The sequence below is a fragment of the Streptomyces sp. NBC_00207 genome (assembly GCF_045160965.1).
GTDB lineage: Bacteria > Actinomycetota > Actinomycetes > Streptomycetales > Streptomycetaceae > Streptomyces.
The window spans coordinates 3,538,375-3,560,107 of record NZ_CP130715.1 but is presented as its reverse complement, the minus strand read 5'-3'; the positions used below and the strand labels follow the sequence as shown (position 1 = coordinate 3,560,107).

Here is a 21,733-nt window from a genome sequence, read left to right as displayed (position 1 = left end):
TTTCAGGTTCAGAGTTTTGTTCTTCGGATTGTGCCTCGACAGCTGAGAGGGCATACGAGACACAGCTGCCCAGGCTACCAGGCACGCTCCTGGCGGCCCAAACCGAGCGCACTGCCCCATCCATGGGACCATGGGAGGACTCAGACTTCGTTCCGATGTTCCGACTGCGACCGAGAATCAGGACACTGCGTGCCCGCGATCCCCAGCCACGTGCCCGAGCCGAGCCGTACCGACTCGGCTCTGATCCGCAATTTCTGCATCATCGCGCACATCGACCACGGCAAGTCGACGCTTGCCGACCGGATGCTCCAGATCACCGGTGTGGTCGACCAGCGGCAGATGCGCGCCCAGTACCTCGACCGCATGGACATCGAGCGTGAGCGCGGCATCACGATCAAGTCCCAGGCGGTCCGGCTGCCCTGGGCGCCGACCACGGGCGAGGGCCAGGGCAACACCCACATCCTCAACATGATCGACACCCCCGGGCACGTCGACTTCACCTACGAGGTCTCGCGCTCCCTCGCCGCGTGCGAGGGCACGGTCCTCCTGGTGGACGCCGCCCAGGGCATCGAGGCCCAGACCCTCGCCAACCTGTACCTGGCGATGGAGAACGACCTCGCGATCGTTCCCGTACTGAACAAGATCGACCTGCCGGCCGCCCAGCCGGAGAAGTTCGCCGAGGAACTGGCGAACCTGATCGGCTGCCAGCCCGAGGACGTCCTGCGCGTCTCGGCGAAGACCGGTCTCGGCGTCGAGGCGCTGCTCGACAAGGTCGTCGCCACCGTCCCGGCCCCGGTCGGCGTCAAGGACGCCCCGGCCCGCGCGATGATCTTCGACTCGGTCTACGACTCGTACCGCGGTGTCGTGACCTACGTGCGTGTGGTCGACGGGCAGCTGAACAAGCGCGAGCGGATCCGGATGATGTCCACCGGCGCCACCCACGAGCTGCTGGAGATCGGCGTCTCCTCGCCGGAGATGACCCCGTCCGACGGCATCGGCGTCGGCGAGGTGGGCTACATCATCACCGGCGTGAAGGACGTCCGTCAGTCCAAGGTCGGTGACACCATCACCAGCCTGCACAACGGCGCCACCGAGGCGCTCGGCGGCTACAAGGACCCGCGGCCGATGGTCTTCTCGGGCCTGTACCCGCTCGACGGCTCGGACTATCCGGACCTGCGCGAAGCCCTGGACAAGCTGCAGCTGAACGACGCCGCGCTCGTCTACGAGCCGGAGACCTCGGCGGCGCTCGGCTTCGGCTTCCGCGTCGGCTTCCTCGGCCTGCTCCACCTGGACGTGGTCCGCGAGCGCCTGGAGCGCGAGTTCGGCCTCGACCTGATCGCCACCGCGCCCAACGTGGTCTACCGGGTGGTCATGGAGGACGGCAAGGAAGTCACCGTCACCAACCCGAGCGAGTTCCCCGAGGGCAAGATCTCGGACGTGTTCGAGCCGGTCGTACGGGCCACCGTGCTCGCGCCGACCGAGTTCATCGGCGCGATCATGGAGCTGTGCCAGCAGCGCCGCGGCACCCTCCTCGGCATGGACTACCTCTCCGAGGACCGGGTCGAGATCCGCTACACCCTCCCGCTCGCGGAGATCGTCTTCGACTTCTTCGACCAGCTGAAGTCCAAGACGCGCGGCTACGCCTCCCTCGACTACGAACCCACGGGCGAGCAGTCCGGCAGCCTGGTCAAGGTCGACATCCTGCTGCACGGCGACAAGGTCGACGCCTTCTCCGCCGTCACGCACAAGGACGCGGCCTACGCCTACGGCGTGCGCCTGGTCGCCAAGCTGCGCGAGCTCATCCCGCGGCAGGCCTTCGAGGTGCCGATCCAGGCCGCGATCGGCTCCCGCGTCATCGCCCGCGAGACCATCCGCGCCATCCGCAAGGACGTCCTCGCCAAGTGCTACGGCGGTGACATCTCCCGTAAGCGGAAGCTGCTGGAGAAGCAGAAGGAAGGCAAGAAGCGGATGAAGATGGTCGGCTCCGTGGAGGTCCCGCAGGAGGCCTTCATCGCCGTCCTGTCCAGCGACGAGTCCGGCGGCAAGAAGAAGTAGCGCCGCCCCGCCACTCGACGGAACCAGGCCCCCACGCACCGGCGTGGGGGCCTGTTTCGTTATGAACCGGCCGCTCGCGAGCTCTTACGCAGGCGCCGGACGGGCTTTAGTCTGATCACTGCTCGATGGTTACTCGCCAGTCACAAGCTGGTACGTCTCAAACCCGCCAGTCCCCAGCGCCCCCAAGCGCCCCACGCCCACGCACTACCGCGTGGATCGGTCCGGAGGATGTCGTGAGCGACACACAGGCCTATCTCGAGAACCGCCCGCCCACCGTGGCGGTGCTCTTCCTTGATCGCGTCGCAGCGACGCCGAACGCGGAGGCCTACCGGTTCCCGGTGCCCGCGGCCGGCGGCCAGGGCGCCGACGACTGGAAGTCCCTCAGCTGGGGCCAGGCGGCCGAGCGGGTCTTCGCCATCGCCGCCGGGCTGATCGCCCTCGGCCTGCAGACGGAGGAGCGCGTCGCGCTCGCCTCCAACACCCGGGTCGAGTGGATCCTCTCCGACCTCGGCGTGATGTGCGCGGGCGGCGCGGTCACCACCGTCTACCCCAGCACCAACGCCGACGAGTCGGCCTTCATCCTGGCGGACTCCGAGAGCCGGGTGCTCATCGCCGAGGACGCCAAGCAGCTGGCGAAGGCGCGCGAGCGCCGCGCCGACCTGCCGAAGCTGGCGCACGTCGTGGTCCTGGACGCCGCGGACGCGGTCGCCGCCGACGGCGACCCCGAGGGCTGGGTGCTCTCGCTCGCCGAGCTGGAGGCGCGCGGCAAGGAGTACCTCGTCAAGCACCCCGAGGCGGTCAAGGAGCGGGTCTCGGCCATCACCTCCGACCAGCTCGCCACCCTCATCTACACCTCCGGCACCACCGGCCGCCCCAAGGGCGTGCGGCTGCCGCACGACAACTGGTCGTACATGGCCAAGGCCATGGTCGCCACCGGCCTGATCGGCCGGGAGGACGTCCAGTACCTGTGGCTGCCGCTGGCGCACGTCTTCGGCAAGGTGCTGACCTCCGGGCAGATCGAGGCCGGGCACGTGACCGCCGTCGACGGCCGGATCGACAAGATCATCGACAACCTGCCGATCGTGCAGCCCACGTACATGGCCGCCGTTCCGCGCATCTTCGAGAAGGTCTACAACGGCGTGGCCGCCAAGGCCCGCGCCGCCGGCGGCGCCAAGTACAAGATCTTCCAGTGGTCGGTCGGCGTCGCCCGCGAGTACGCCAAGGTCACCCAGGACAACTTCCGCCGCACCGGTCAGGCGAGCGCCCCCTTCGGCCTCACCACCAAGCACAAGATCGCCGACGCCCTCGTCTACTCCAAGCTCCGCGAGGCCTTCGGCGGCAACCTGCGCGCCGCCGTCTCCGGCGCCTCCGCGCTGGCGCCCGAGATCGGCTACTTCTTCTCCGGCGCGGGCATCCACATCCTGGAGGGCTACGGCCTGACGGAGTCCAGCGCGGCCTCCTTCGTCAACCCGGGCGAGGCCTACCGCACCGGCACCGTCGGCAAGCCGCTCCCCGGCACCGAGGTCCGCATCGCCGACGACGGCGAGGTCCTCCTGCGCGGCCCCGGCATCATGCAGGGCTACCACCAGCAGCCGGAAAAGACCGCCGAGGTCCTGGAGTCCGACGGCTGGCTGCACACGGGCGACATCGGCGAGCTGTCGGCGGACGGCTACCTGCGCATCACCGACCGCAAGAAGGACCTGATCAAGACCTCGGGCGGCAAGTACGTCGCCCCGGCGGAGATCGAGGGCCAGTTCAAGGCGATCTGCCCGTACGTGTCGACCATCGTCGTGCACGGCGCCGACCGGAACTTCTGCTCGGCCCTGATCGCCCTCGACGAGCCGTCGATCCTCACCTGGGCGGCCGACCACGGGCTCGAGGGCAAGACGTACGGACAGGTCCTGGCCGCACCGGAGACCGAGCGCCTGATCGAGACGTACGTACAGACCCTGAACGAGGGCCTCCAGCGCTGGCAGACGATCAAGAAGTTCCGGCTGCTGCCGCGTGACCTCGACGTCGAACACGGAGACCTGACGCCCAGCCTGAAGCTGAAGCGACCGGTGGTCGAGCGTGAGTTCAAGCACCTGATCGAGGAGATGTACGAGGGTTCGCGCGAGGCGTAGCGCCTGCCGCGGGCCGGGCGGGGGTGGGGCGGCCAGCTGCCCCACCCCCGCACGCTTCCGCCGGTCCCGCGAGTCCCTCGCGGGGGTCCCGGGCGGTCGGCGGCCGCGCCGGCAGCCCGTACGTCCCAAGGGCGGGGACACCTGAGCCACTGTCACGACAGCCGCGTAGGATTCGCACACTCTCTTCACATCGGCTGTCCGAACAGCGAGGTACCAGTGTCCGTCCCCGCCGCTGTCCCTGAAGACATGGTCCGTGTCCGGCAGATATTCCGCTATCTCGCGGAGGTGGGCGAGAGCCGGACCAAGCCGGTCCGCAACCACGACGGCGCACGGCATCTCCTCTGGTTCAGCGACCTCCCGGGACAGTTCGCCTCGTTCCTCGACGAACCGGTGCAGGGAGACGGACCCTTGTGGCTGTCCGCGGCGCGCCCGGTGCGACCCGATGCGCCGGCCCCGTCGGCACTCCTCGCGCCGTGGCTGGACCCGGCCGAGGCAAGGGACTCGGACCGGACCTCCGCTCCCGAACTGCGCGAGCAGGCGGAACTCCGCACATCGACGGTTCCCGTCGGCGGGGACACGCAGTCCGACCACACCACTGTCCTCCTCGACGCCTTCCACCGGCGGGACGAGCTGCTGGCCGACCATCGGGCCTGGGCGTCCCGCTGGCGGCGCTGGGCAGAACGCGACCGCGTCGTGAAGCCGGCGGCGAGGGTGTACGACAGGCTCTACCGCATCCACGAGGACGTCACCGACCTCGGTGAGAGCTACGAACTCGTCGTCGGGCTCGGCTATCTGACCTGGACGTCCGGTGGCGAGTCCGTGCGGCGCCATCTGATCACCTGCCGCGCGGTGGTCGCCCTCGATCCGGACACCGGCACCATTTCGGTCGGCCCCGACCCCGAGCACGGCACCCCCACTCTCGAAGAGTCCATGCTCGACGGCGAGCAGAAGGCACGCGCCCAGACCCGGGAAAGCATCCGCCAGGACTTGGAGGCGGCGGACACCACCGATCCGGACCAGCTGGGCACCGTGCACCAGGCGCTCAGCACCTGGGTGATCGCCGCTCACGAGGCGGGGCGGTACGAGAGCAGCGCCGTTCACCACAGCGCGGCCGCCGGCAGGAGGGTGCCCGAGGTCACTTTCGCCCCGGCGCTCATCCTCCGTGAACGCACCCGTCGCAGCATGCTCGAAGCACTCCAGGGTGTGGCGAACCGCATCGAGCAGGGGGCGGAACCCACCGGGCTGCTGCGCGCCATCGCCGGCGCCGGAGCCTCGGCCCCCTTCGAGGGGGAGCAGGGCGGGGAACCGGGCCGGCCGACCGCCGGCTCCGTGCCGCAGGAGCTCTACTTCGCCCTGCCGTCCAACGACGAACAGCGGACGATCGCCGAACGGCTCCGTGACAGGGACCTGGTGGTCGTGCAAGGGCCCCCGGGCACGGGCAAGACCCACACCATCGCCAACCTCGTCACCGACCTGCTCGCCCACGGCCAGCGCGTCCTGATCACCAGCCACACCGCCAGGGCCTTGAAGGTGCTCAAGGACAAGCTGCCGGATTCCATCCGGGAACTGTGCGTCAGCCGCACGGATGACCTCACCGCCCAGCAGGAGCTCGAACAGTCGATCCGAGCCATCCTGCACCGACAGGGCGAGTTCTCCGGGCACACCTACAGGCGTGCCATCCAGAACCACGAGACGAAGCTGCGATCCGCACGCGCAACGCAGGCGGTGGCGCTGAAGAACCTCCGGGCCCTGCGGGAGCAGGAGACGTACCTGCACGGTCCGGACATCGGCGACTACCAGGGGACCCTGGCGCGTATCGCGCAGCGGCTCAACGAAGAGCGCTCGCGCTTCGAGTGGATCGGAGCGGTCCCCGGCGGCGAACCGCTCGTCGACGGGGCGCTGCTGGTGGAACTGCGCCGGGCGTCGCTCGCGTTCACCACCCGTCACCGCAGTCTTGCCGCGTCCACGACGGCCAAGCTGCCCGAACGAGCGGTGCTGCTCTCGGCAGCGGACTTCGCGGCCGCTGTCGCGGCGGTGAAGGCCGCCGAGGCCGATCTGAGCCTCCTGCGTGAGGACCCGCTGTCCTCCCGCCTGGACGCTGCCGTCTCGGGGCTGTCCGCGGATGCACAGGATCGGCTCGCAGCCGCCCTGGACGCCTTTGCGACCGTGGCGGCCACCACGGCGGATGAGCCGACAGCCTGGCTCGCCGCCCTGCGCGAGGAGGCGCTGGCGGGCCGGGACCTGCACCTGCGGGACCGGTTGGCGCGCGAGTCCGCCCTGTCGGACGAGGCGCAGGCCTCGTCTTCCGCACTGGGGTCCGCCCTCGTGAGCGGGCTGGAGAACTACCACGTGCCCGAGGCGCTCGGGCTGGCCACGGTCCTGCGGGACTCCCTTGCCGCAGGTGAGAAACTCCGGGGTCCCCTGGGCCTGAAGACCAGGCTCCGCAAGGCTGTGGGTGATTTTCCCGAGACGGCGAGGCTCGACGGTCAGCCCCTGCAGACGGCCGGTGCAGCTGAGATCGTGCTGCACCGGATCCGTCTGGAGCGCAACTTGCAGGACACCGAAGAGGAAGGCGGTGTACCCGAATCCGCGTGGCAGCCGCATGCCCGACGCCTCACAAGGCTCCGGCAGAACGTGGCCGTCCTGACCCGGCTGTGTGATCTCGCCGATCGCCGCAGCGACGTCATCGGGGCCGCTGCCGCGGCGCCCGGACTCGCGGGGACCGCCTGGCAGGACTCCACGCTCCTCGAGACGGTCAGGAGCCTGTTGAGGGCGCACGCGACCCGGCGCGCGGCGCGAGCCCCGCGTGAAAGACTCTCCGGCACCTTGGCCGCCTTGCGGGATGCGGCGCACGCCAGGGGGGCGGCGGCTGCGCTGGACCGGGCCCGCGCGGCCGCCGAGGAGCGCGACCCCAGGGCATACGCCGAGGCGATGGCCGAGGTCGAGGACCTGCGCGAGGCCCTGGAGCGCAAGCGTGCCTGCGACGACGCCTACTCGGCCGTTGCGGAACTGCTGCCGGAGCTCGCCGACCAGATCGAGGCCGAGGCGGAGTCCGTCGAGTGGGACAGCAGGCTGCCCGACTACGAGGCGGCCTGGGCCTGGTCGGCGTGGGACGCGCGGATGCGCGAACTCACCGACCCGGCGGCCGAGGAGCAGGAACTCGCCCGGCTCGCGCAGGCCGATGCCGACATACGCATCAGCCTCGAGCGGCTCGCCGCGGACAAGGCCTGGTACAGCTGCCTGTCCAGGCTGACCGACGATCAGGCGGTCGCACTGACCTCCTACCAGCAGAGCGTCAAGAGACTGGGCAAAGGCACCGGCAAGTACGCTCCGCGCTACCGGCGGCAGGCCCGCGAGAGCCTGCAGGCCAGCCAGTCGGCGGTACCCGCGTGGATCATGCCGCTTCACCAGGTGACCGACACCGTCCCCATGGATCGGGCCGGGCGCTTCGACGTCGTCATCATCGACGAGGCGAGCCAGTCGGGGCCGGAGGCCCTGTTGCTCGCCTGGCTCGGCGCGAAGATCATCGTGGTGGGTGACGACAAGCAGGTCAGCCCTGCCAACGTCGGCATCGACCACGAGGAGCTGTTTCTGCTCCAGAGCAGGCTGCTCAGCGGGCTGCCGGACTTCCGCCGGAACCTCTTCACACCGACCGCCAGCTTCTTCGACATAGCCTCCGGACTCGCCGGAGGCCGAGGCCGCCTGATGCTGCGCGAGCACTTCCGCTGCATGCCGGAGATCATCGGTTTCTCCAACGAGCTCTGCTACGGCGGCCGACTGCAGCCGCTGCGTCAGTACGGTGCCGACCGGCTGGTACCGCTGCGAGCCGTGCACGTGACCGACGGGTACGTGGAGGGCAGCGGCCAGAAGCAGGTCAACCGGGCGGAAGCGGAGCGGCTGGTCGAGGCCGTGTTCCGGTGTGTCGGGGATCCCGCGTACGCGGGGCGCACGATGGGTGTCATCACGCTGCTCGGGGCCGCACAGAAATTCCTGATCGAGGATCTGCTCAGCGACCTCCCGCTGGACGAGCGGCAGCGGCGGCGGCTGCGCGTCGGCAATGCCGAGGAGTTCCAGGGCGACGAGCGTGACATCGTCTTCATCAGTGCGGTCACGTCGCTGACCGGCCCCGACGGTCCGCGCCGCATCGGCCCGTTCAGCAGCACCCTGAATCAGCAGCACATCAACGTGGCGGCCTCCCGGGCCCGTGACCAGGTGTGGTTCTTCCACAGCTTCGGTCTCTCCGAGCTGGGCGAATCCGATCTGCGGCGTTCCTATCTGGACTGGTTCTCGCGGCCGGCCGAGGCCCAGGACGGAACGGGCCTGGGAGAGGTCTCGCCCGACGAACCGCACGCGGCGTTCGACAGCCTCTTCGAACAGCGCGTTTTCCTTGCCCTGCGGGCCAGGGGATACCGGGTCCGCCCGCAGTACCCGGCCGGTCGCTACCGCATCGACCTGGTGGTGGAGGGCGGCACGCGCCGGCTGGCGGTGGAATGCGACGGCGACGCCTTCCACACCGAGGAGAACGCGGACGCGGACGCGGCGCGCCAGCGCGAACTGGAGCGGGTGGGCTGGACGTTCGTACGGATCCGAGGCAGTCGCTTCTTCCTCGACCCGGAGAAGGCGCTCGAGCCGCTGTGGGCGGAGCTGGACCGGCTCGGCATCGAGCCTGCAGCCCGGTCCGACGCGCGAGGGGCGGCGGAGGCGGTCGTCCCTGCACCGTCCGCCCGGCCTGCACCGTCCGTCCAGCCTGCCTCGTCCACCTCGTCCACCTCGTCCACCTCGTCCGCCACGTCCGTCCCGCGCAGGGAGCCGGAAGCCCGCCGTGCGACACCGTCCCCGGCAGTGCCCGTCGCCCCAGTCGCCCCCGCCGCCTGGACGCTGGATGCCGATGGATTCAGGACGGCGGCCTGGCTGCGGCGTTCCGACGTCAACACCGCTCAGCACGCGCTCAGCATGCGCCGCTCCGTCCCGAACACGGAGGAGCCGGACGGCAAGGCCCGCTTCATCGGGAATCCGGATCCCACGGGCGAGGACACCGTCGAGGTGACACGGGAGCGCAAGGTCCTGGTCAGCCTGACCCAGCACGAGGTGCAGGCCGCCGTCATGGCCAGCATCGCGAGGACGGACATTCCCGTGCTGGTCGGCGGTCGCCAGACGGCACTCATCCGCTACCACGACGGCCGGTCGGCCGAGGGTTTCAGGCGGGGGGCCGCCATAGAACTCCTGCGCCCCACGCCTCCGGATGCCGAGGCGGGCGTGAGCACGGTGGATGCGGTCCCGCCGCAGCCGCGGAGCACGCCGCACGCGAACGGGAAGGCCGCCCCGTCCGTTCCCGTGGCTCCGGCCGTGAGCCGGGACCGGCGGATCAAGGTCCACGGGATCTCCCTGGCGGCCTATCGCCGGGTCCAGCAGGAGCTGGACAGGATCCGGGACGAGCTGGAGAAGCCGCCGCCGGAGGTCGTCGCGGTGGACAGCTCCTCCTGGCACGCCCAGCAAGGGTCCAGGGAGAAGCGCGAGAAGCTGTTGAAGGACCGCAAGGACTTCCTCCGTGCCGTGGTCGACCAGGCGGAGATCGACCCTTCGGTACAGGAGGGCGGCCTGGTCACGCCGGGCTGCCTGGTCGGTCTGGAGGACGTGGACGAGGAGGACGGCATCACCGCGTACGAGATCGCGCTCAGCCCGAGCGGTGAGGCCGAGCGACTCAGTCCGTATTCGGCACTGGGCCAGGCTCTGATGTGGCGGGAGGTCGGCGACACCGTCGTGTGCGCCAACGAGGACGGAGCGCGACGAAGCGTGATCATCCGCTACATCGACGCATGAGGGAGTGAATTCTCCGTCGGGCGGTGCGGGACAATGGGGTCATGCCTTCCGCACTGCCCGACGGTGAACCCATGCCCGAAGACGGCTCGCTGCCGTCGCATGCCCTGGCGGGCGCGGGGGAGCGGCCGCTCGGGTTCTACCTGCACGTCCCGTACTGCGCCACGCGCTGCGGGTACTGCGACTTCAACACCTACACGGCCACCGAGCTGCGGGGCACCGGAGGCGTGCTCGCCTCCCGGGAGAACTACGCCGACACCCTGATCGACGAGGTCCGCCTCGCGCGGAAGGTCCTCGGGGACGACCCGAGGGCCGTCCGGACGGTGTTCGTGGGCGGCGGTACGCCCACGCTGCTGCCGGCCGGGGACCTCGTGCGGATGCTCGCGGCGATCCGGGACGAATTCGGCCTGGCCGAGGACGCGGAGATCACCACCGAGGCCAATCCGGAGTCCGTGAACCCGGAGTACCTGGCCGAGCTGCGCGCCGGGGGCTTCAACCGGATCTCCTTCGGCATGCAGAGCGCCAAGCAGCACGTCCTGAAGGTGCTGGACCGCACCCACACCCCCGGTCGCCCGGAGGCCTGCGTCGCGGAGGCGCGGGCCGCGGGCTTCGAGCACGTCAACCTCGACCTGATCTACGGGACGCCGGGCGAGTCGGACGAGGACTGGCGGGCCTCACTGGACGCGGCGCTCGGGGCGGGCCCGGACCACATCAGCGCCTACGCGCTCATCGTGGAGGAGGGCACGCAGCTGGCGCGCCGGATCCGCCGGGGCGAGGTCCCGATGACGGACGACGACGTGCACGCCGACCGCTACCTGATCGCGGACGAGGTCATGGCCGGGGCCGGGTACTCCTGGTACGAGGTCTCGAACTGGGCCACCTCGGAGGCCGGGCGCTGCCTGCACAACGAGCTGTACTGGCGCGGCGCCGACTGGTGGGGCGCGGGGCCGGGCGCGCACTCGCACGTGGGCGGGGTCCGGTGGTGGAACGTCAAGCACCCGGGCGCCTACGCGGCGGCCCTGGCGGAGGGGCGCTCCCCGGGCGCGGGACGCGAGCTCCTCTCCGAGGAGGACCGCCGGGTGGAGCGGATCCTGCTGGAGCTGCGCCTCGTGGACGGCGTCCCGCTGTCCCTGCTCGCCCCCGCCGGGCTCGCCGCCTCCCGCAAGGCCCTCGAGGACGGGCTGCTGGACGCCGGTCCGTACGAGGCCGGGCGGGCGGTCCTGACCCTGCGCGGCCGGCTGCTGGCCGACGCGGTGGTCCGGGACCTGGTGGACTGACACTCGGGCGAGTGAATCCGGGCGGGATCGGGACGAGCCTGCCTATCCTGTTCGTGCGCTGCCACCGTAAGCGACGGCGGCAGGACGCGGAGGACCACGGAGATGACCGCTGTGGATGACCGGCTGATCACGGATGCCGTCCAAGCCTTCGAGGACCTGGAGGTCCCCGAGGGTTTCAAGGCGGAGCTCCTCAGGGGGGACATCGTGATGATGGCCGGGGCCGATTGGGTCCACAACCTGATCGTCCTGCACGTGCAGAAGCAGATTCCACTGGACAAGTGGTATCCGGTGCAGACGCAGGACATCTCGATCCCCGAGGAGTCTTCCGAGCCGCAGCCGGATCTTGTGGTCGTCGAGCACGGCGCTTTCGACGGTCCGGGCAGGCTCGTGCCCGCCCCGGCCATCACGTTGCTGGTCGAGGTCGTCTCCAAGAACAGTGCGAACGCCGACTACGGGATCAAGCGCTCGATGTACGCGGCGGGCCGGGTTCCCGCCTACCTGATCATCGACCCGTTCAAGGCGGAATGCCTGCTCCTCACCGAGCCGGCCGGGGCTGCCGAGGACGCTGACTACAAGGTCGAACGAACGGTGAGGTTCGGCGAGCCCGTCCCTCTGGCCGTCCTGGACATCAAGCTGGACACCGGTGAATTCGGCACCCTGCCGCAATTCAAGGGGTACCACCGGCCGTGACGAAGTCGATCAGTTCCTCCACGCGGCCCAGGAGCGTCGGCTCCAGGTCCTTGTAGGACGTCACCCGGGACAGGATGTGCTGCCAGGCGGCGCCCGTGTTCTCCGGCCAGCCCAGGGCGCGGCAGATGCCCGTCTTCCAGTCCTGGCCGCGCGGGACCACCGGCCACGCGGGGATACCCAGCGCGGAGGGCTTCACGGCCTGCCAGACGTCCACGTACGGGTGGCCCACGACCAGGACGTCCGGAGAGGTCACCGACGCCGCGATACGGGACTCCTTCGAGCCCGGCACCAGATGGTCCACCAGGATCCCCAGCCGGGCGTCCGGGGCCGGGGCGAACTCCGCGACGACGGCCGGAAGGTCGTCGATGCCCTCCAGGTACTCCACCACCACGCCCTCGATGCGCAGGTCGTCACCCCAGACCCGCTCCACCAGCTCCGCGTCGTGCCGGCCCTCCACGTAGATGCGCCCGGCCCGCGCCACCCGTGCCCGGGCTCCCGGAACGGCGATCGAGCCCGAGGCCGTACGGGCCGGCGCGGACGGGCCCCGGGGCGGGCGGACCAGGGTGACCACCGCGCCCTCCAGCAGGAACCCCCGGGGCTCCATCGGGAACACCCGGCGCTTGCCGAACCGGTCCTCCAGGGTCACCGTGCCCGCCTCGCAGGCCACCACCGCGCCGCAGAAGTCCGTACCCGCCACCTCGACCACCAGATCGGGCTCGGCCGCCACCTCCGGCACTGCCTTGGGTCGCTTCCACTGCGGGGTCAGGTCGGGGGAGTACTCGCGCATCCGGCCGACAGTAGGAGAGCCGCCCGCGTCATGTCTCCGACACGCCGAAACGGGCTGCCAGTGTGGCGCGTTGCGCACGGACGAAGTCCGCCGTGACCACCGCTCCGTGACCCGGCACGTACAGTGCGTCGTCCCCGCCGAGCGCCAGCAGCCGGTCCAGGGCGGCGGGCCACTGCCGGGGCGCCGCGTCCGGACCGGCCAAGGGCTCGCCCGACTCCTCGACCAGGTCCCCGCAGAACACCGTCTCGCGCCCGCCCGGCACGAAGACGGCCAGGTCGTGTCCCGTGTGGCCGGGCCCCACATTGGCCAGCAGCACCTGCAGCCCGCCCAGATCCAGCGTCCACTCGCCCGACACCAGGTGCTTCGGCGCCACCAGCAGGTCCACCGCCTCGGCCGCCTCCGCCTCCGCCAGGCCGTGCCGCACCGCGTCCCCGCGCAGCTCCTCGCGGCCCGTCGACAGCACTGCGTCCAGTCCGACCGCCCCGAACACCTCGGCCCCGGAGAAGGCCGCCCCGCCCAGCACGTGATCGAAATGACCGTGCGTGAATGCGATATGGGTCACGCGCCGGCCCGTCAGCCGCTCCGCCTCGGCCCGCACCTGAGCGCCCTCCCGGACACACGAACCGGGGTCGATCAGGAGCACCGACTCGTCCCCCACCACCAGCCCCACGGTGCAGTCCCACACCGGCAGCCGTCGCCGGCCGGCCCATCCGGTCAGCCGCTCCCAGCCTTCCTCTTCCCAACGCACGTCCATGGGGCGACGCTACCCTGGCGGGCCTCCCTTGCCAGGGGCTTACCGCCCGGCCGTACACTGAGCGGGGGATCTCTGGCACTCGAACGGCCAGAGTGCCAACCAACACGGCAGAACACGGCAACGGACCACAGCTGGAGGTGTGCGCGCGATGCTCAGCGAACGCAGACTCGAAGTGCTGCGCGCCATCGTCCAGGACTACGTCGGGACGGAGGAGCCGGTCGGCTCCAAGGCGCTCACCGAGCGGCACCGGCTCGGCGTCTCGCCCGCGACCGTGCGCAACGACATGGCCGTGCTGGAGGACGAGGGCTACATCGCCCAGCCCCACACCAGCGCCGGCCGGATCCCCACCGACAAGGGCTACCGCCTCTTCGTCGACAAGCTGGCGGGGGTCAAACCGCTGTCGACGCCCGAGCGCCGGGCCATCCAGAACTTCCTCGACGGCGCCGTCGACCTCGACGACGTCGTCGGCCGCACGGTGCGGCTGCTCGCGCAGCTCACCCGTCAGGTCGCGGTCGTCCAGTACCCGAGCCTGACCCGGTCGACCGTCCGGCACGTGGAGCTGCTCTCGCTCGCTCCCGCGCGCCTGATGCTCGTACTGATCACGGACACCGGGCGGGTCGAGCAGCGGCTCATCGACTGCGCGAGCCCCTTCAGCGAGGCCTCGCTCGCCGACCTGCGGGCCCGGCTCAACAGCCGGGTCGTCGGACGGCGCTTCACCGATGTGCCCCCGCTCGTCCAGGACCTGCCCGAATCCTTCGAGGCGGAGGACCGGGGCACCGTCTCCACCGTGCTCTCCACCCTCCTCGAAACCCTGGTCGAGGAAGCCGAAGAGCGGCTGATGATCGGCGGCACCGCCAATCTCACCCGCTTCGGACACGATTTTCCCCTGACGATCAGGCCGGTGCTCGAGGCGCTGGAGGAGCAGGTCGTGCTCCTCAAGCTGCTCGGCGAGGCCAACGAGTCGGGAATGGCCGTACGGATCGGGCATGAGAATGCCTACGAGGGACTGAACTCCACGTCCGTCGTCTCCGTCGGTTACGGTTCGGGCGGCGAAACAGTCGCCAAACTCGGCGTGGTCGGACCGACCCGCATGGACTACCCCGGAACGATGGGAGCGGTACGCGCAGTGGCACGTTACGTCGGACAGATCCTGGCGGAGTCGTAAGTGGCCACGGACTACTACGCCGTTCTCGGCGTGCGCCGCGACGCATCGCAGGACGAGATCAAGAAGGCATTCCGTCGGCTCGCGCGCGAGCTGCACCCGGATGTGAACCCCGATCCCAAGACGCAAGAGCGTTTCAAGGAGATCAACGCCGCCTACGAGGTCCTCTCGGACCCGCAGAAGAAGCAGGTCTACGACCTCGGCGGCGACCCGCTGTCCTCCTCGGGCGGCGGCGGTGGCGCGGGCGGCTTCGGGGCGGGCGGCTTCGGCAACTTCTCCGACATCATGGACGCCTTCTTCGGCCAGAGTCAGCAGCGCGGCCCGCGCTCGCGGACCCGGCGCGGCCAGGACGCCATGATCCGCCTGGACCTGGAGCTGGACGAGGCGGCCTTCGGGACGACCAAGGACATCCAGGTCGACACGGCCGTCGTCTGCACCACCTGCTCCGGCGAGGGCGCCGCTCCCGGCACCTCCGCGCAGACGTGTGACATGTGCCGCGGCCGCGGTGAGGTCTCGCAGGTCACCCGGTCCTTCCTCGGCCAGGTCATGACCTCGCGGCCCTGCCCGCAGTGCCAGGGCTTCGGCACCGTGGTCCCGACCCCGTGCCCCGAGTGCGCGGGCGACGGACGGGTCCGCTCCCGCCGCAGCCTCACGGTCAAGATCCCGGCCGGTGTCGAGAACGGCACCCGCATCCAGCTCGCGGGCGAGGGCGAGGTCGGCCCCGGCGGCGGCCCCGCCGGCGACCTGTACGTGGAGATCCACGAGCTGGCGCACCCGACCTTCCAGCGGCGCGGGGACGACCTGCACTGCACGGTGACGATCCCGATGACGGCGGCCGCACTGGGCACCAAGTGCCCGCTGGAGACGCTGGACGGCCTGGAGGAGATCGACATCCGGCCCGGCACCGGCTCCGGACAGGCGATCCCGCTGCACGGGCGCGGCGTCACCCACCTGCGCGGCGGCGGGCGCGGCGACCTGATCGTCCACGTCGAGGTCACCACCCCGGGCAAGCTGGACGCCCAGCAGGAGGACCTGCTGCGCCAGCTGGCGAAGCTGCGCGGCGAGGAGCGGCCGATGGGCCAGTTCGCGCCAGGTCAGCAGGGCCTGTTCAGCCGTCTGAAGGACGCGTTCAACGGTCGCTGAGCGGCCGGCGGACACCGCCGAGAGCCCGGCCAGGGGATTCCCTGCCGGGCTCTTCGCATGGGCCCGGCGGGGGCCCGTGACCGGGCCGGGAAGCGGACTATGCCAGGCGAATGCCATGATTCGGCCCCATGAGCGGGACATGGCACGATGCAGTCCATGTCCTCCGCACCGAACGGTCTCTCCCCTTACCCGATCGTGCAGGCTCCCATGGCGGGCGGCGCCTCCTGTCCGCCGCTCGTCGCCGCCGTGTGCGAGGCGGGCGGGCTGGGCTTCCTGGCCGGCGGGTACAAGACCGCGGACGGGATGTACCAGGAGATCAAGCAGGTGCGGGCCCTCACCCGGCGCCGCTTCGGCGTCAACCTCTTCCTTCCGCAGACCGGTTTCGTGGATCCGGCCGCCGTGGAGGCGTACCGCGGGCAGCTGGCCGGTGAGGCGAGCTGGTACGCGATCTCGCTCGCCGAGGAGGACATCATCGGCACCAGCGACGACGGCTACGACGCCAAGCTCGCCATCCTCCTCGAAGACCCGGTCCCGGTCGTCTCGTTCACCTTCGGCTGCCCCTCCTCCGAGGCCCTCGCCGCCCTGCGCAAGGCCGGTACGTACACGGTCGTCACGGCGACCTCCGTCGAGGAGGCCGGTACCGCCCAGCAGGCGGGCGCCGACGCCGTGTGCGTCCAGGGCGTCGAGGCGGGCGGCCACCAGGGCACCCACCGCGACGACCCCCAGGCCGACGGCACGGCGGCCGTGGGGCTGCTCGCGCTGGTGGCCCAGGTGCGGGAGGCCGTGGCCCTCCCGATCATCGCGGCGGGCGGCCTCATGCGCGGCTCGCAGATCGCGGCGCTGCTGGCGGCGGGCGCCGAGGCGGCGCAGCTCGGGACGGCCTTCCTGGCCTGCCCCGAGTCGGGGGCGGACCCCGTGCACAAGAAGGCACTGACGGATCCGATGTTCGTCCGGACCGAGCTGACCCGGGCGTTCTCCGGGCGGCCGGCGCGGGGTCTGGTGAACCGGTTCATGCGGGAGCACGGACCGTACGCCCCGGCCGCCTACCCGCAGGTCCACCACCTGACCTCGGGGTTGCGCAGGGCGGCCGCCGCGGCCGGGGACGCGCAGGGCATGGCCCTGTGGGCGGGCCAGGGGCACCGGCTGGCGCGGGCGCTGCCGGCGGGGGAACTGGTGGAGGTGCTGGCGGCCGAACTGGCCGAGGCGCAGAGCACGTTGAAGGCAATGCAGATGAGGAGTGCGTCATGACCGCCCCGGTGTTCGTGGTCGAAGAGGTCCCCGCGGGGCCGGAGTTCGTCCTGGACGGCCCGGAGGGCCGGCACGCGGTGTCCGTGAAACGGCTGAACCCGGGCGAGGCGGTGGTCCTGACCGACGGCCGGGGCGGCTGGGCGGAGGCGGTCGTGAAGGCCGCGGAGGGCAAGGACCGCCTCGTCGTGTCGGTCTCCTCGGCCGGGCTGGAACCGGAACCTGCGGTCCGCATCACCGTGGTCCAGGCCCTGCCCAAGGGGGACCGCGGCGAGCTGGCCGTCGAGACCATGACCGAGACCGGCGTCGACGCGATCGTGCCCTGGCAGGCCTCGCGCTGCATCACGCAGTGGCGCGGCGACCGGGGCGCCAAGTCCCTGGCCAAGTGGCGGGCCACCGCCCGGGAGGCGGGCAAGCAGTCCCGCCGCGTCCGCTTCCCGGAGGTGGCCGAGGCCATGTCCACCAAGCAGGTCGCGGCGCTGCTGGCCGAAGCCGACCTGGCGATGGTCCTGCACGAGGACCGCGACACCCCCTCCGAGGCCCTGGCCACGGCGGCCCTCCCCTCCTCCGGTTCCGTCGTCCTGGTGGTCGGCCCGGAGGGCGGCGTCTCCCCGGAGGAGCTGGCGGCCTTCGCCGCGGCGGGGGCCCACCCCCACCGCCTGGGCCGCTCCGTCCTGCGCACCTCCACGGCGGGCACCGCGGCCACGGCGGTCCTGCTGGCCCGCACGGGCCGCTGGGCCTGACGCCGTCGATCCGCCCCCTGGCCGGCCTGGCCCCCTGGTCCGAAGGCCTGCCGGTCCTGATGGCCGGGCCCCTGGTTTCGGCGGCCTGGCGGTCTGCCGGGCCGCCCCGCTGCTTCTGGTACCTCCGCCCCCGAGGGCTGCTCCGCCCCCGGTCCGGCTGCGGCCCGGCGCCGACCGGCGCGTGGGGCGGCCGTAATGCCCGCCCGCGGCAGGCGTGCGGCTGGATACGATGCCCGGACCGATCAACGTCACGGGAGGCTCAGCAATGGCCGGGGAACCGCAGGCCGACTGCCTGTTCTGCAAGATCGTCGAGGGGAACATCCCCGCGACCGTGGTCCGCGAGACCGAGACCACGGTCGCCTTCCGGGACATCAACCCGCAGGCGCCCACGCACGTGCTCGTGATCCCCAAGGTGCACTACCCCGACGCGGCCTCCCTCGCCGCCGCCGAGCCGGCCGTCGCCGCCGACATACTGCGCGAGGCCGGCCAGATCGCCCTCGACGAGAAGATCGTCGAGCACGGCTACCGCGTCGTCTTCAACACCGGCTCCGGCGCCGGGCAGACCGTCTTCCACGCGCACGCGCACGTCATCGGCGGCCGCGGCCTCCAGTGGCCCCCCGGATAAGCACGTGTCCGTACGAGAGTTCGTGGTGCTGGGCACCGCCAGCCAGGTGCCCACCCGCCACCGCAACCACAACGGCTACCTGCTGCGCTGGGACGGCGAGGGCATCCTCTTCGACCCGGGCGAGGGCACGCAGCGGCAGATGCTGCGGGCCGGGGTCGCCGCGCACGACATCAACCGGATCTGTATCACCCACTTCCACGGTGACCACAGCCTCGGGCTGGCCGGGGTGATCCAGCGGATCAACCTCGACCAGGTCCCGCACCCCGTCACCGCGCACTACCCGGCCTCCGGGCAGAAGTTCTTCGACCGGCTGCGGTACGCCACGGCCTACCGCGAGACCGTCCCGCTGCGCGAGGAACCGGTGGCCGCGGACGGGACGCTGGCGCAGGGGGCCACGTACGTCCTGGAGGCCCGGCTGCTCTCGCACCCGGTGGAGTCCTTCGGCTACCGGATCACCGAGCCCGACGGGCGCCGCATGGTGCCGGAGCTGCTCGCGCGGCACGGCGTCAAGGGGCCGGACGTGGGCCGGATCCAGCGCGACGGCAGGCTCGGAGAGGTCGCGCTGGACGAGGTCAGCGAGCCCCGGCGCGGGCAGCGGTTCGCCTTCGTCATGGACACCCGGCTCTGCGACGGGGTGTACGCGCTCGCCGAGGGCTGCGACATGCTCGTGATCGAGTCGACCTTCCTCGACGAGGACGAGCGGCTGGCCACCGACCACGGCCACCTCACGGCGGGCCAGGCGGCGCGGGTGGCGCGGGACGCGGGCGTCCGGCACCTCGTGCTGACGCACTTCTCGCAGCGGTACACGGACCCGTCCGAGTTCGAGCGGCAGGCGCGGGCGGCGGGCTTCGAGGGCGAGCTGACGGTGGCGGCGGACCTGGTGCGCGTTCCGCTGCCCAAGCGGGGCTGAACGTGTAGGTGATCTGCGCCACACTGGGGTTTGGCTCCGCACCGGACGGGCAGGGCTGGCAGCTTTCCGTAGGAAACACATCGGGGAGTACACCGTGACCAGTAGGGACTTCGACAGCCGCGCAGCCGCCGTGGACCCGCTCGGTCCGCTGCGCGATCCGCAGGAGCCGGGCTGCGACGTCTTCCTGACCGGCACGGTGTTCCTCGACATCATCTTCACGGGCCTGGACTCGGCGCCGGTCCGCGGTACGGAGTCCTGGGCGCGCGGCATGGGCTCCAGCCCCGGCGGCGTCGCCAACATGGCCACCGCCCTGGCCCGGCTCGGGCTGCGCACCTCACTGGCCGCGGCCTTCGGGGACGACCACTACGGCGAGTACTGCTGGGACGCCCTGGAGCAGGGCGAGGGCATCGACCTGTCCATGTCGCACACGATCCCCGGCTGGCACAGCCCCGTCACCGTCTCGATGGCCTACGAGGGCGAGCGCACGATGGTCTCGCACGGTCACGAGGCCCCGCCGCCGGCCGGCTCCGGGCCGTTCCCGCAGTGCCCGCCGCCGGCCCGCGCGGCCGTGGCCGCGCTCGGTCCCGGCCGCGGCGAGGCGTGGATCGGCGAGGCCGCCCGGCGCGGCTCGCGGATCTTCGCGGACGTGGGGTGGGACGAGAGCGGCCGGTGGGATCTTGGAGCCCTGGCCGACCTGGAGCACTGCGAGGCCTTCCTGCCGAACGCGGGCGAGGCCATGCGGTACACACGGACCGACTGTCCGCGGGCCGCGGCCCGGGCCCTGGCGGAGAAGGTGCCGATCGCGGTGGTGACGATGGGTTCGGAGGGCTCGTACGCGGTGGACGGGCGCACCGGGGAGACGGCGCAGGTCCCCGGGATCACTGTGGACGAGCTGGACCCCACGGGGGCGGGGGACGTGTACGTGGCGGGCTTCGTCACCGGCACGCTGGCGGGCTGGCCCCTCGCGGACCGACTGGCCTTCGCCGGGCTGACGGCGGCCCTGTCCGTCCAGGAGTTCGGCGGCTCCCTGTCGGCCCCCGGCTGGCCGGAGGTGGCCCACTGGTGGCGGACCGCCCCGCAGTCGCTGCGCGGCCGCTACGGCTTCCTGGACGATCTGATCCCGCCCGGCTCGGGCCCGGCGTCCCGGCGCAGAGCCGTGCCGACGATCGGATTCCGGCACTCCGCGTGACCGGACGACCGCGGGGCCGTGGCGGCTCCGGGGGCCGCGCGGAGAGGGCGTAAAACCTCTCGGGGAAGCCGCGACGGCGACGTACGCTTGGTATTCCGGAGGTCGTCGATCGGCGCGGCCCCTCAGCGGGAGGTATGTGCAGGCCACAGTGCCGGCCCATGACTCAGACACCCACAGCCCACATTCCAGTGCCGGGGCAGGCGCGAGCCCACTTCACCGTCCCGGCCAGGCACCCGATGGTGACGGTGCTCGGATCCGGTGACGCCCTGTTGCGCGTGATCGAGAAGGCCTTCCCGAAGGCCGACATCCATGTTCGGGGCAATCAGGTCAGCGCGATCGGGGATGCGGCGGAAGTCGCACTGGTCCAGCGCCTGTTCGACGAGATGATGCTGGTGCTCCGCACCGGGCAGCCGATGACGGAGGACGCAGTGGAACGCTCGATCGCCATGCTCAAGGCGAGCGGCAACGGAAACGGGAACGGGCCCGAGGAAACGCCCGCCGAGGTGCTCACCCAGAACATCCTCTCCAGCCGCGGCCGCACCATCCGACCCAAGACCCTCAACCAGAAGCGGTACGTCGACGCGATCGACAAGAACACGATCGTCTTCGGCATCGGCCCCGCCGGCACCGGCAAGACCTACCTCGCCATGGCCAAGGCGGTCCAGGCCCTGCAGTCCAAGCAGGTCAGCCGGATCATCCTGACCCGGCCCGCCGTCGAGGCGGGGGAGCGGCTCGGCTTCCTGCCGGGCACCCTCTTCGACAAGATCGACCCGTACCTGCGCCCGCTCTACGACGCGCTGCACGACATGCTCGACCCCGACTCGATCCCGCGGCTCATGGCCGCCGGGACGATCGAGGTCGCGCCCCTGGCGTACATGCGCGGACGCACGCTCAACGACGCCTTCGTCGTCCTCGACGAGGCGCAGAACACCACCGCCGAGCAGATGAAGATGTTCCTGACCCGGCTCGGCTTCGACTCGAAGATCGTCGTCACCGGCGACGTCACGCAGATCGACCTGCCGGGTGGCGCCAAGAGCGGTCTGCGTCAGGTCCAGGAGATCCTCGACGGGGTGCCGGACATCCACTTCTCGCGGCTCACGTCCGAGGATGTCGTCCGGCACAAGCTGGTCGGCCGTATCGTCGACGCGTACGAGAAGTACGACGACGGCCAGCAGGCCGCGAACGGCCACCAGCGGAAGTAGAACCCAGCGCA

At 71.2% G+C, this 21,733-nt stretch carries 15 protein-coding genes; 13 read left to right on the top strand and 2 right to left on the bottom strand.

Translation table 11 applies throughout. The annotated features are described in order from the left end of the window. Positions 1 to 189 precede the first annotated feature (189 nt). The 5 genes from lepA (at position 190) to OG472_RS17075 (ending at position 11,962) form a co-directional block, all read left to right on the top strand. Positions 190 to 2,055 carry a translation elongation factor 4 gene (lepA, locus tag OG472_RS17095; RefSeq protein WP_030384650.1) on the top strand — a complete coding sequence of 622 codons (1,866 nt, stop codon included), beginning with the start codon at positions 190 to 192 and terminating at the stop codon, positions 2,053 to 2,055. 233 nt (positions 2,056 to 2,288) lie between these two features. After that, positions 2,289 to 4,178 carry an AMP-dependent synthetase/ligase gene (locus OG472_RS17090; protein WP_401601953.1) on the top strand — a complete coding sequence of 630 codons (1,890 nt, stop codon included), beginning with the start codon at positions 2,289 to 2,291 and terminating at the stop codon, positions 4,176 to 4,178. 246 nt (positions 4,179 to 4,424) lie between these two features. After that, positions 4,425 to 9,998, top strand: coding sequence for an AAA domain-containing protein (locus OG472_RS17085; RefSeq protein WP_405941690.1), 5,574 nt, complete (start codon positions 4,425 to 4,427; stop codon positions 9,996 to 9,998). 41 nt (positions 9,999 to 10,039) lie between these two features. Beyond that, positions 10,040 to 11,272: a radical SAM family heme chaperone HemW gene (hemW, locus tag OG472_RS17080; RefSeq protein WP_383568153.1), complete on the top strand. Its 1,233-nt coding sequence runs from the start codon at positions 10,040 to 10,042 to the stop codon at positions 11,270 to 11,272. 102 nt (positions 11,273 to 11,374) lie between these two features. Further along, positions 11,375 to 11,962 carry a Uma2 family endonuclease gene (locus OG472_RS17075; protein WP_405941689.1) on the top strand — a complete coding sequence of 196 codons (588 nt, stop codon included), beginning with the start codon at positions 11,375 to 11,377 and terminating at the stop codon, positions 11,960 to 11,962. On the opposite strand, the gene OG472_RS17070 is transcribed toward OG472_RS17075, so the two are convergent. Both OG472_RS17070 and OG472_RS17065 read right to left on the bottom strand, forming a co-directional pair. Beyond that, positions 11,940 to 12,749, bottom strand: coding sequence for a DUF3097 domain-containing protein (locus OG472_RS17070; protein WP_401601945.1), 810 nt, complete (start codon positions 12,747 to 12,749; stop codon positions 11,940 to 11,942). The genes OG472_RS17075 and OG472_RS17070 overlap by 23 nt on opposite strands. Positions 12,750 to 12,777: 28 nt before the next feature. Next, a complete protein-coding gene (locus OG472_RS17065; protein ID WP_405941688.1) occupies positions 12,778 to 13,503 on the bottom strand; it encodes an MBL fold metallo-hydrolase in 726 nt (241 codons plus the stop codon). A 148-nt stretch (positions 13,504 to 13,651) separates the two neighbouring features. Between OG472_RS17065 and hrcA the strand changes: the two genes are divergently transcribed. The 8 genes from hrcA (at position 13,652) to OG472_RS17025 (ending at position 21,722) form a co-directional block, all read left to right on the top strand. Further along, positions 13,652 to 14,668 (top strand): heat-inducible transcriptional repressor HrcA, encoded by a 1,017-nt coding sequence (gene hrcA, locus OG472_RS17060; protein WP_383568164.1) that lies wholly within the window; start codon positions 13,652 to 13,654, stop codon positions 14,666 to 14,668. Continuing rightward, on the top strand, positions 14,669 to 15,808 hold the full coding sequence (gene dnaJ, locus OG472_RS17055; RefSeq protein ID WP_383568167.1) for a molecular chaperone DnaJ: 1,140 nt from the start codon (positions 14,669 to 14,671) through the stop codon (positions 15,806 to 15,808). A 156-nt stretch (positions 15,809 to 15,964) separates the two neighbouring features. Next, positions 15,965 to 17,056 carry a nitronate monooxygenase gene (locus OG472_RS17050; protein ID WP_405941687.1) on the top strand — a complete coding sequence of 364 codons (1,092 nt, stop codon included), beginning with the start codon at positions 15,965 to 15,967 and terminating at the stop codon, positions 17,054 to 17,056. Continuing rightward, positions 17,053 to 17,796: a 16S rRNA (uracil(1498)-N(3))-methyltransferase gene (locus tag OG472_RS17045; RefSeq protein ID WP_405830087.1), complete on the top strand. Its 744-nt coding sequence runs from the start codon at positions 17,053 to 17,055 to the stop codon at positions 17,794 to 17,796. Before OG472_RS17050 ends, OG472_RS17045 begins: the two co-directional genes overlap by 4 nt. A gap of 265 nt (positions 17,797 to 18,061) precedes the next feature. Then, positions 18,062 to 18,421, top strand: coding sequence for a histidine triad nucleotide-binding protein (locus OG472_RS17040; RefSeq protein ID WP_383568176.1), 360 nt, complete (start codon positions 18,062 to 18,064; stop codon positions 18,419 to 18,421). 4 nt (positions 18,422 to 18,425) lie between these two features. Further along, a complete protein-coding gene (locus OG472_RS17035) occupies positions 18,426 to 19,331 on the top strand; it encodes a ribonuclease Z (protein WP_401601938.1) in 906 nt (301 codons plus the stop codon). Between the two features lie 94 nt (positions 19,332 to 19,425). Beyond that, the gene (locus OG472_RS17030; protein ID WP_401601936.1) at positions 19,426 to 20,520 is read left to right on the top strand and encodes a carbohydrate kinase family protein; all 1,095 of its coding nucleotides are present in this window, start codon (positions 19,426 to 19,428) and stop codon (positions 20,518 to 20,520) included. Between the two features lie 158 nt (positions 20,521 to 20,678). Next, positions 20,679 to 21,722 carry a PhoH family protein gene (locus OG472_RS17025; protein ID WP_401245319.1) on the top strand — a complete coding sequence of 348 codons (1,044 nt, stop codon included), beginning with the start codon at positions 20,679 to 20,681 and terminating at the stop codon, positions 21,720 to 21,722. Positions 21,723 to 21,733 lie beyond the last annotated feature (11 nt).

Excerpts from the sequence above, each read along its gene's own strand:
- hemW (WP_383568153.1), top strand. The coding sequence starts at position 10,040 with ATGCCTTCCGCACTGCCCGACGGTGAACCCATGCCCGAAGACGGCTCG.
- OG472_RS17040 (WP_383568176.1), top strand. The coding sequence starts at position 18,062 with ATGGCCGGGGAACCGCAGGCCGACTGCCTGTTCTGCAAGATCGTCGAG.
- OG472_RS17075 (WP_405941689.1), top strand. The coding sequence starts at position 11,375 with ATGACCGCTGTGGATGACCGGCTGATCACGGATGCCGTCCAAGCCTTC.
- hrcA (WP_383568164.1), top strand. The coding sequence starts at position 13,652 with ATGCTCAGCGAACGCAGACTCGAAGTGCTGCGCGCCATCGTCCAGGAC.
- OG472_RS17045 (WP_405830087.1), top strand. The coding sequence starts at position 17,053 with ATGACCGCCCCGGTGTTCGTGGTCGAAGAGGTCCCCGCGGGGCCGGAG.
- OG472_RS17070 (WP_401601945.1), bottom strand. The coding sequence starts at position 12,749 with ATGCGCGAGTACTCCCCCGACCTGACCCCGCAGTGGAAGCGACCCAAG.
- OG472_RS17085 (WP_405941690.1), top strand. The coding sequence starts at position 4,425 with ATGGTCCGTGTCCGGCAGATATTCCGCTATCTCGCGGAGGTGGGCGAG.
- OG472_RS17025 (WP_401245319.1), top strand. The coding sequence starts at position 20,679 with ATGACTCAGACACCCACAGCCCACATTCCAGTGCCGGGGCAGGCGCGA.
- OG472_RS17050 (WP_405941687.1), top strand. The coding sequence starts at position 15,965 with ATGTCCTCCGCACCGAACGGTCTCTCCCCTTACCCGATCGTGCAGGCT.
- OG472_RS17065 (WP_405941688.1), bottom strand. The coding sequence starts at position 13,503 with ATGGACGTGCGTTGGGAAGAGGAAGGCTGGGAGCGGCTGACCGGATGG.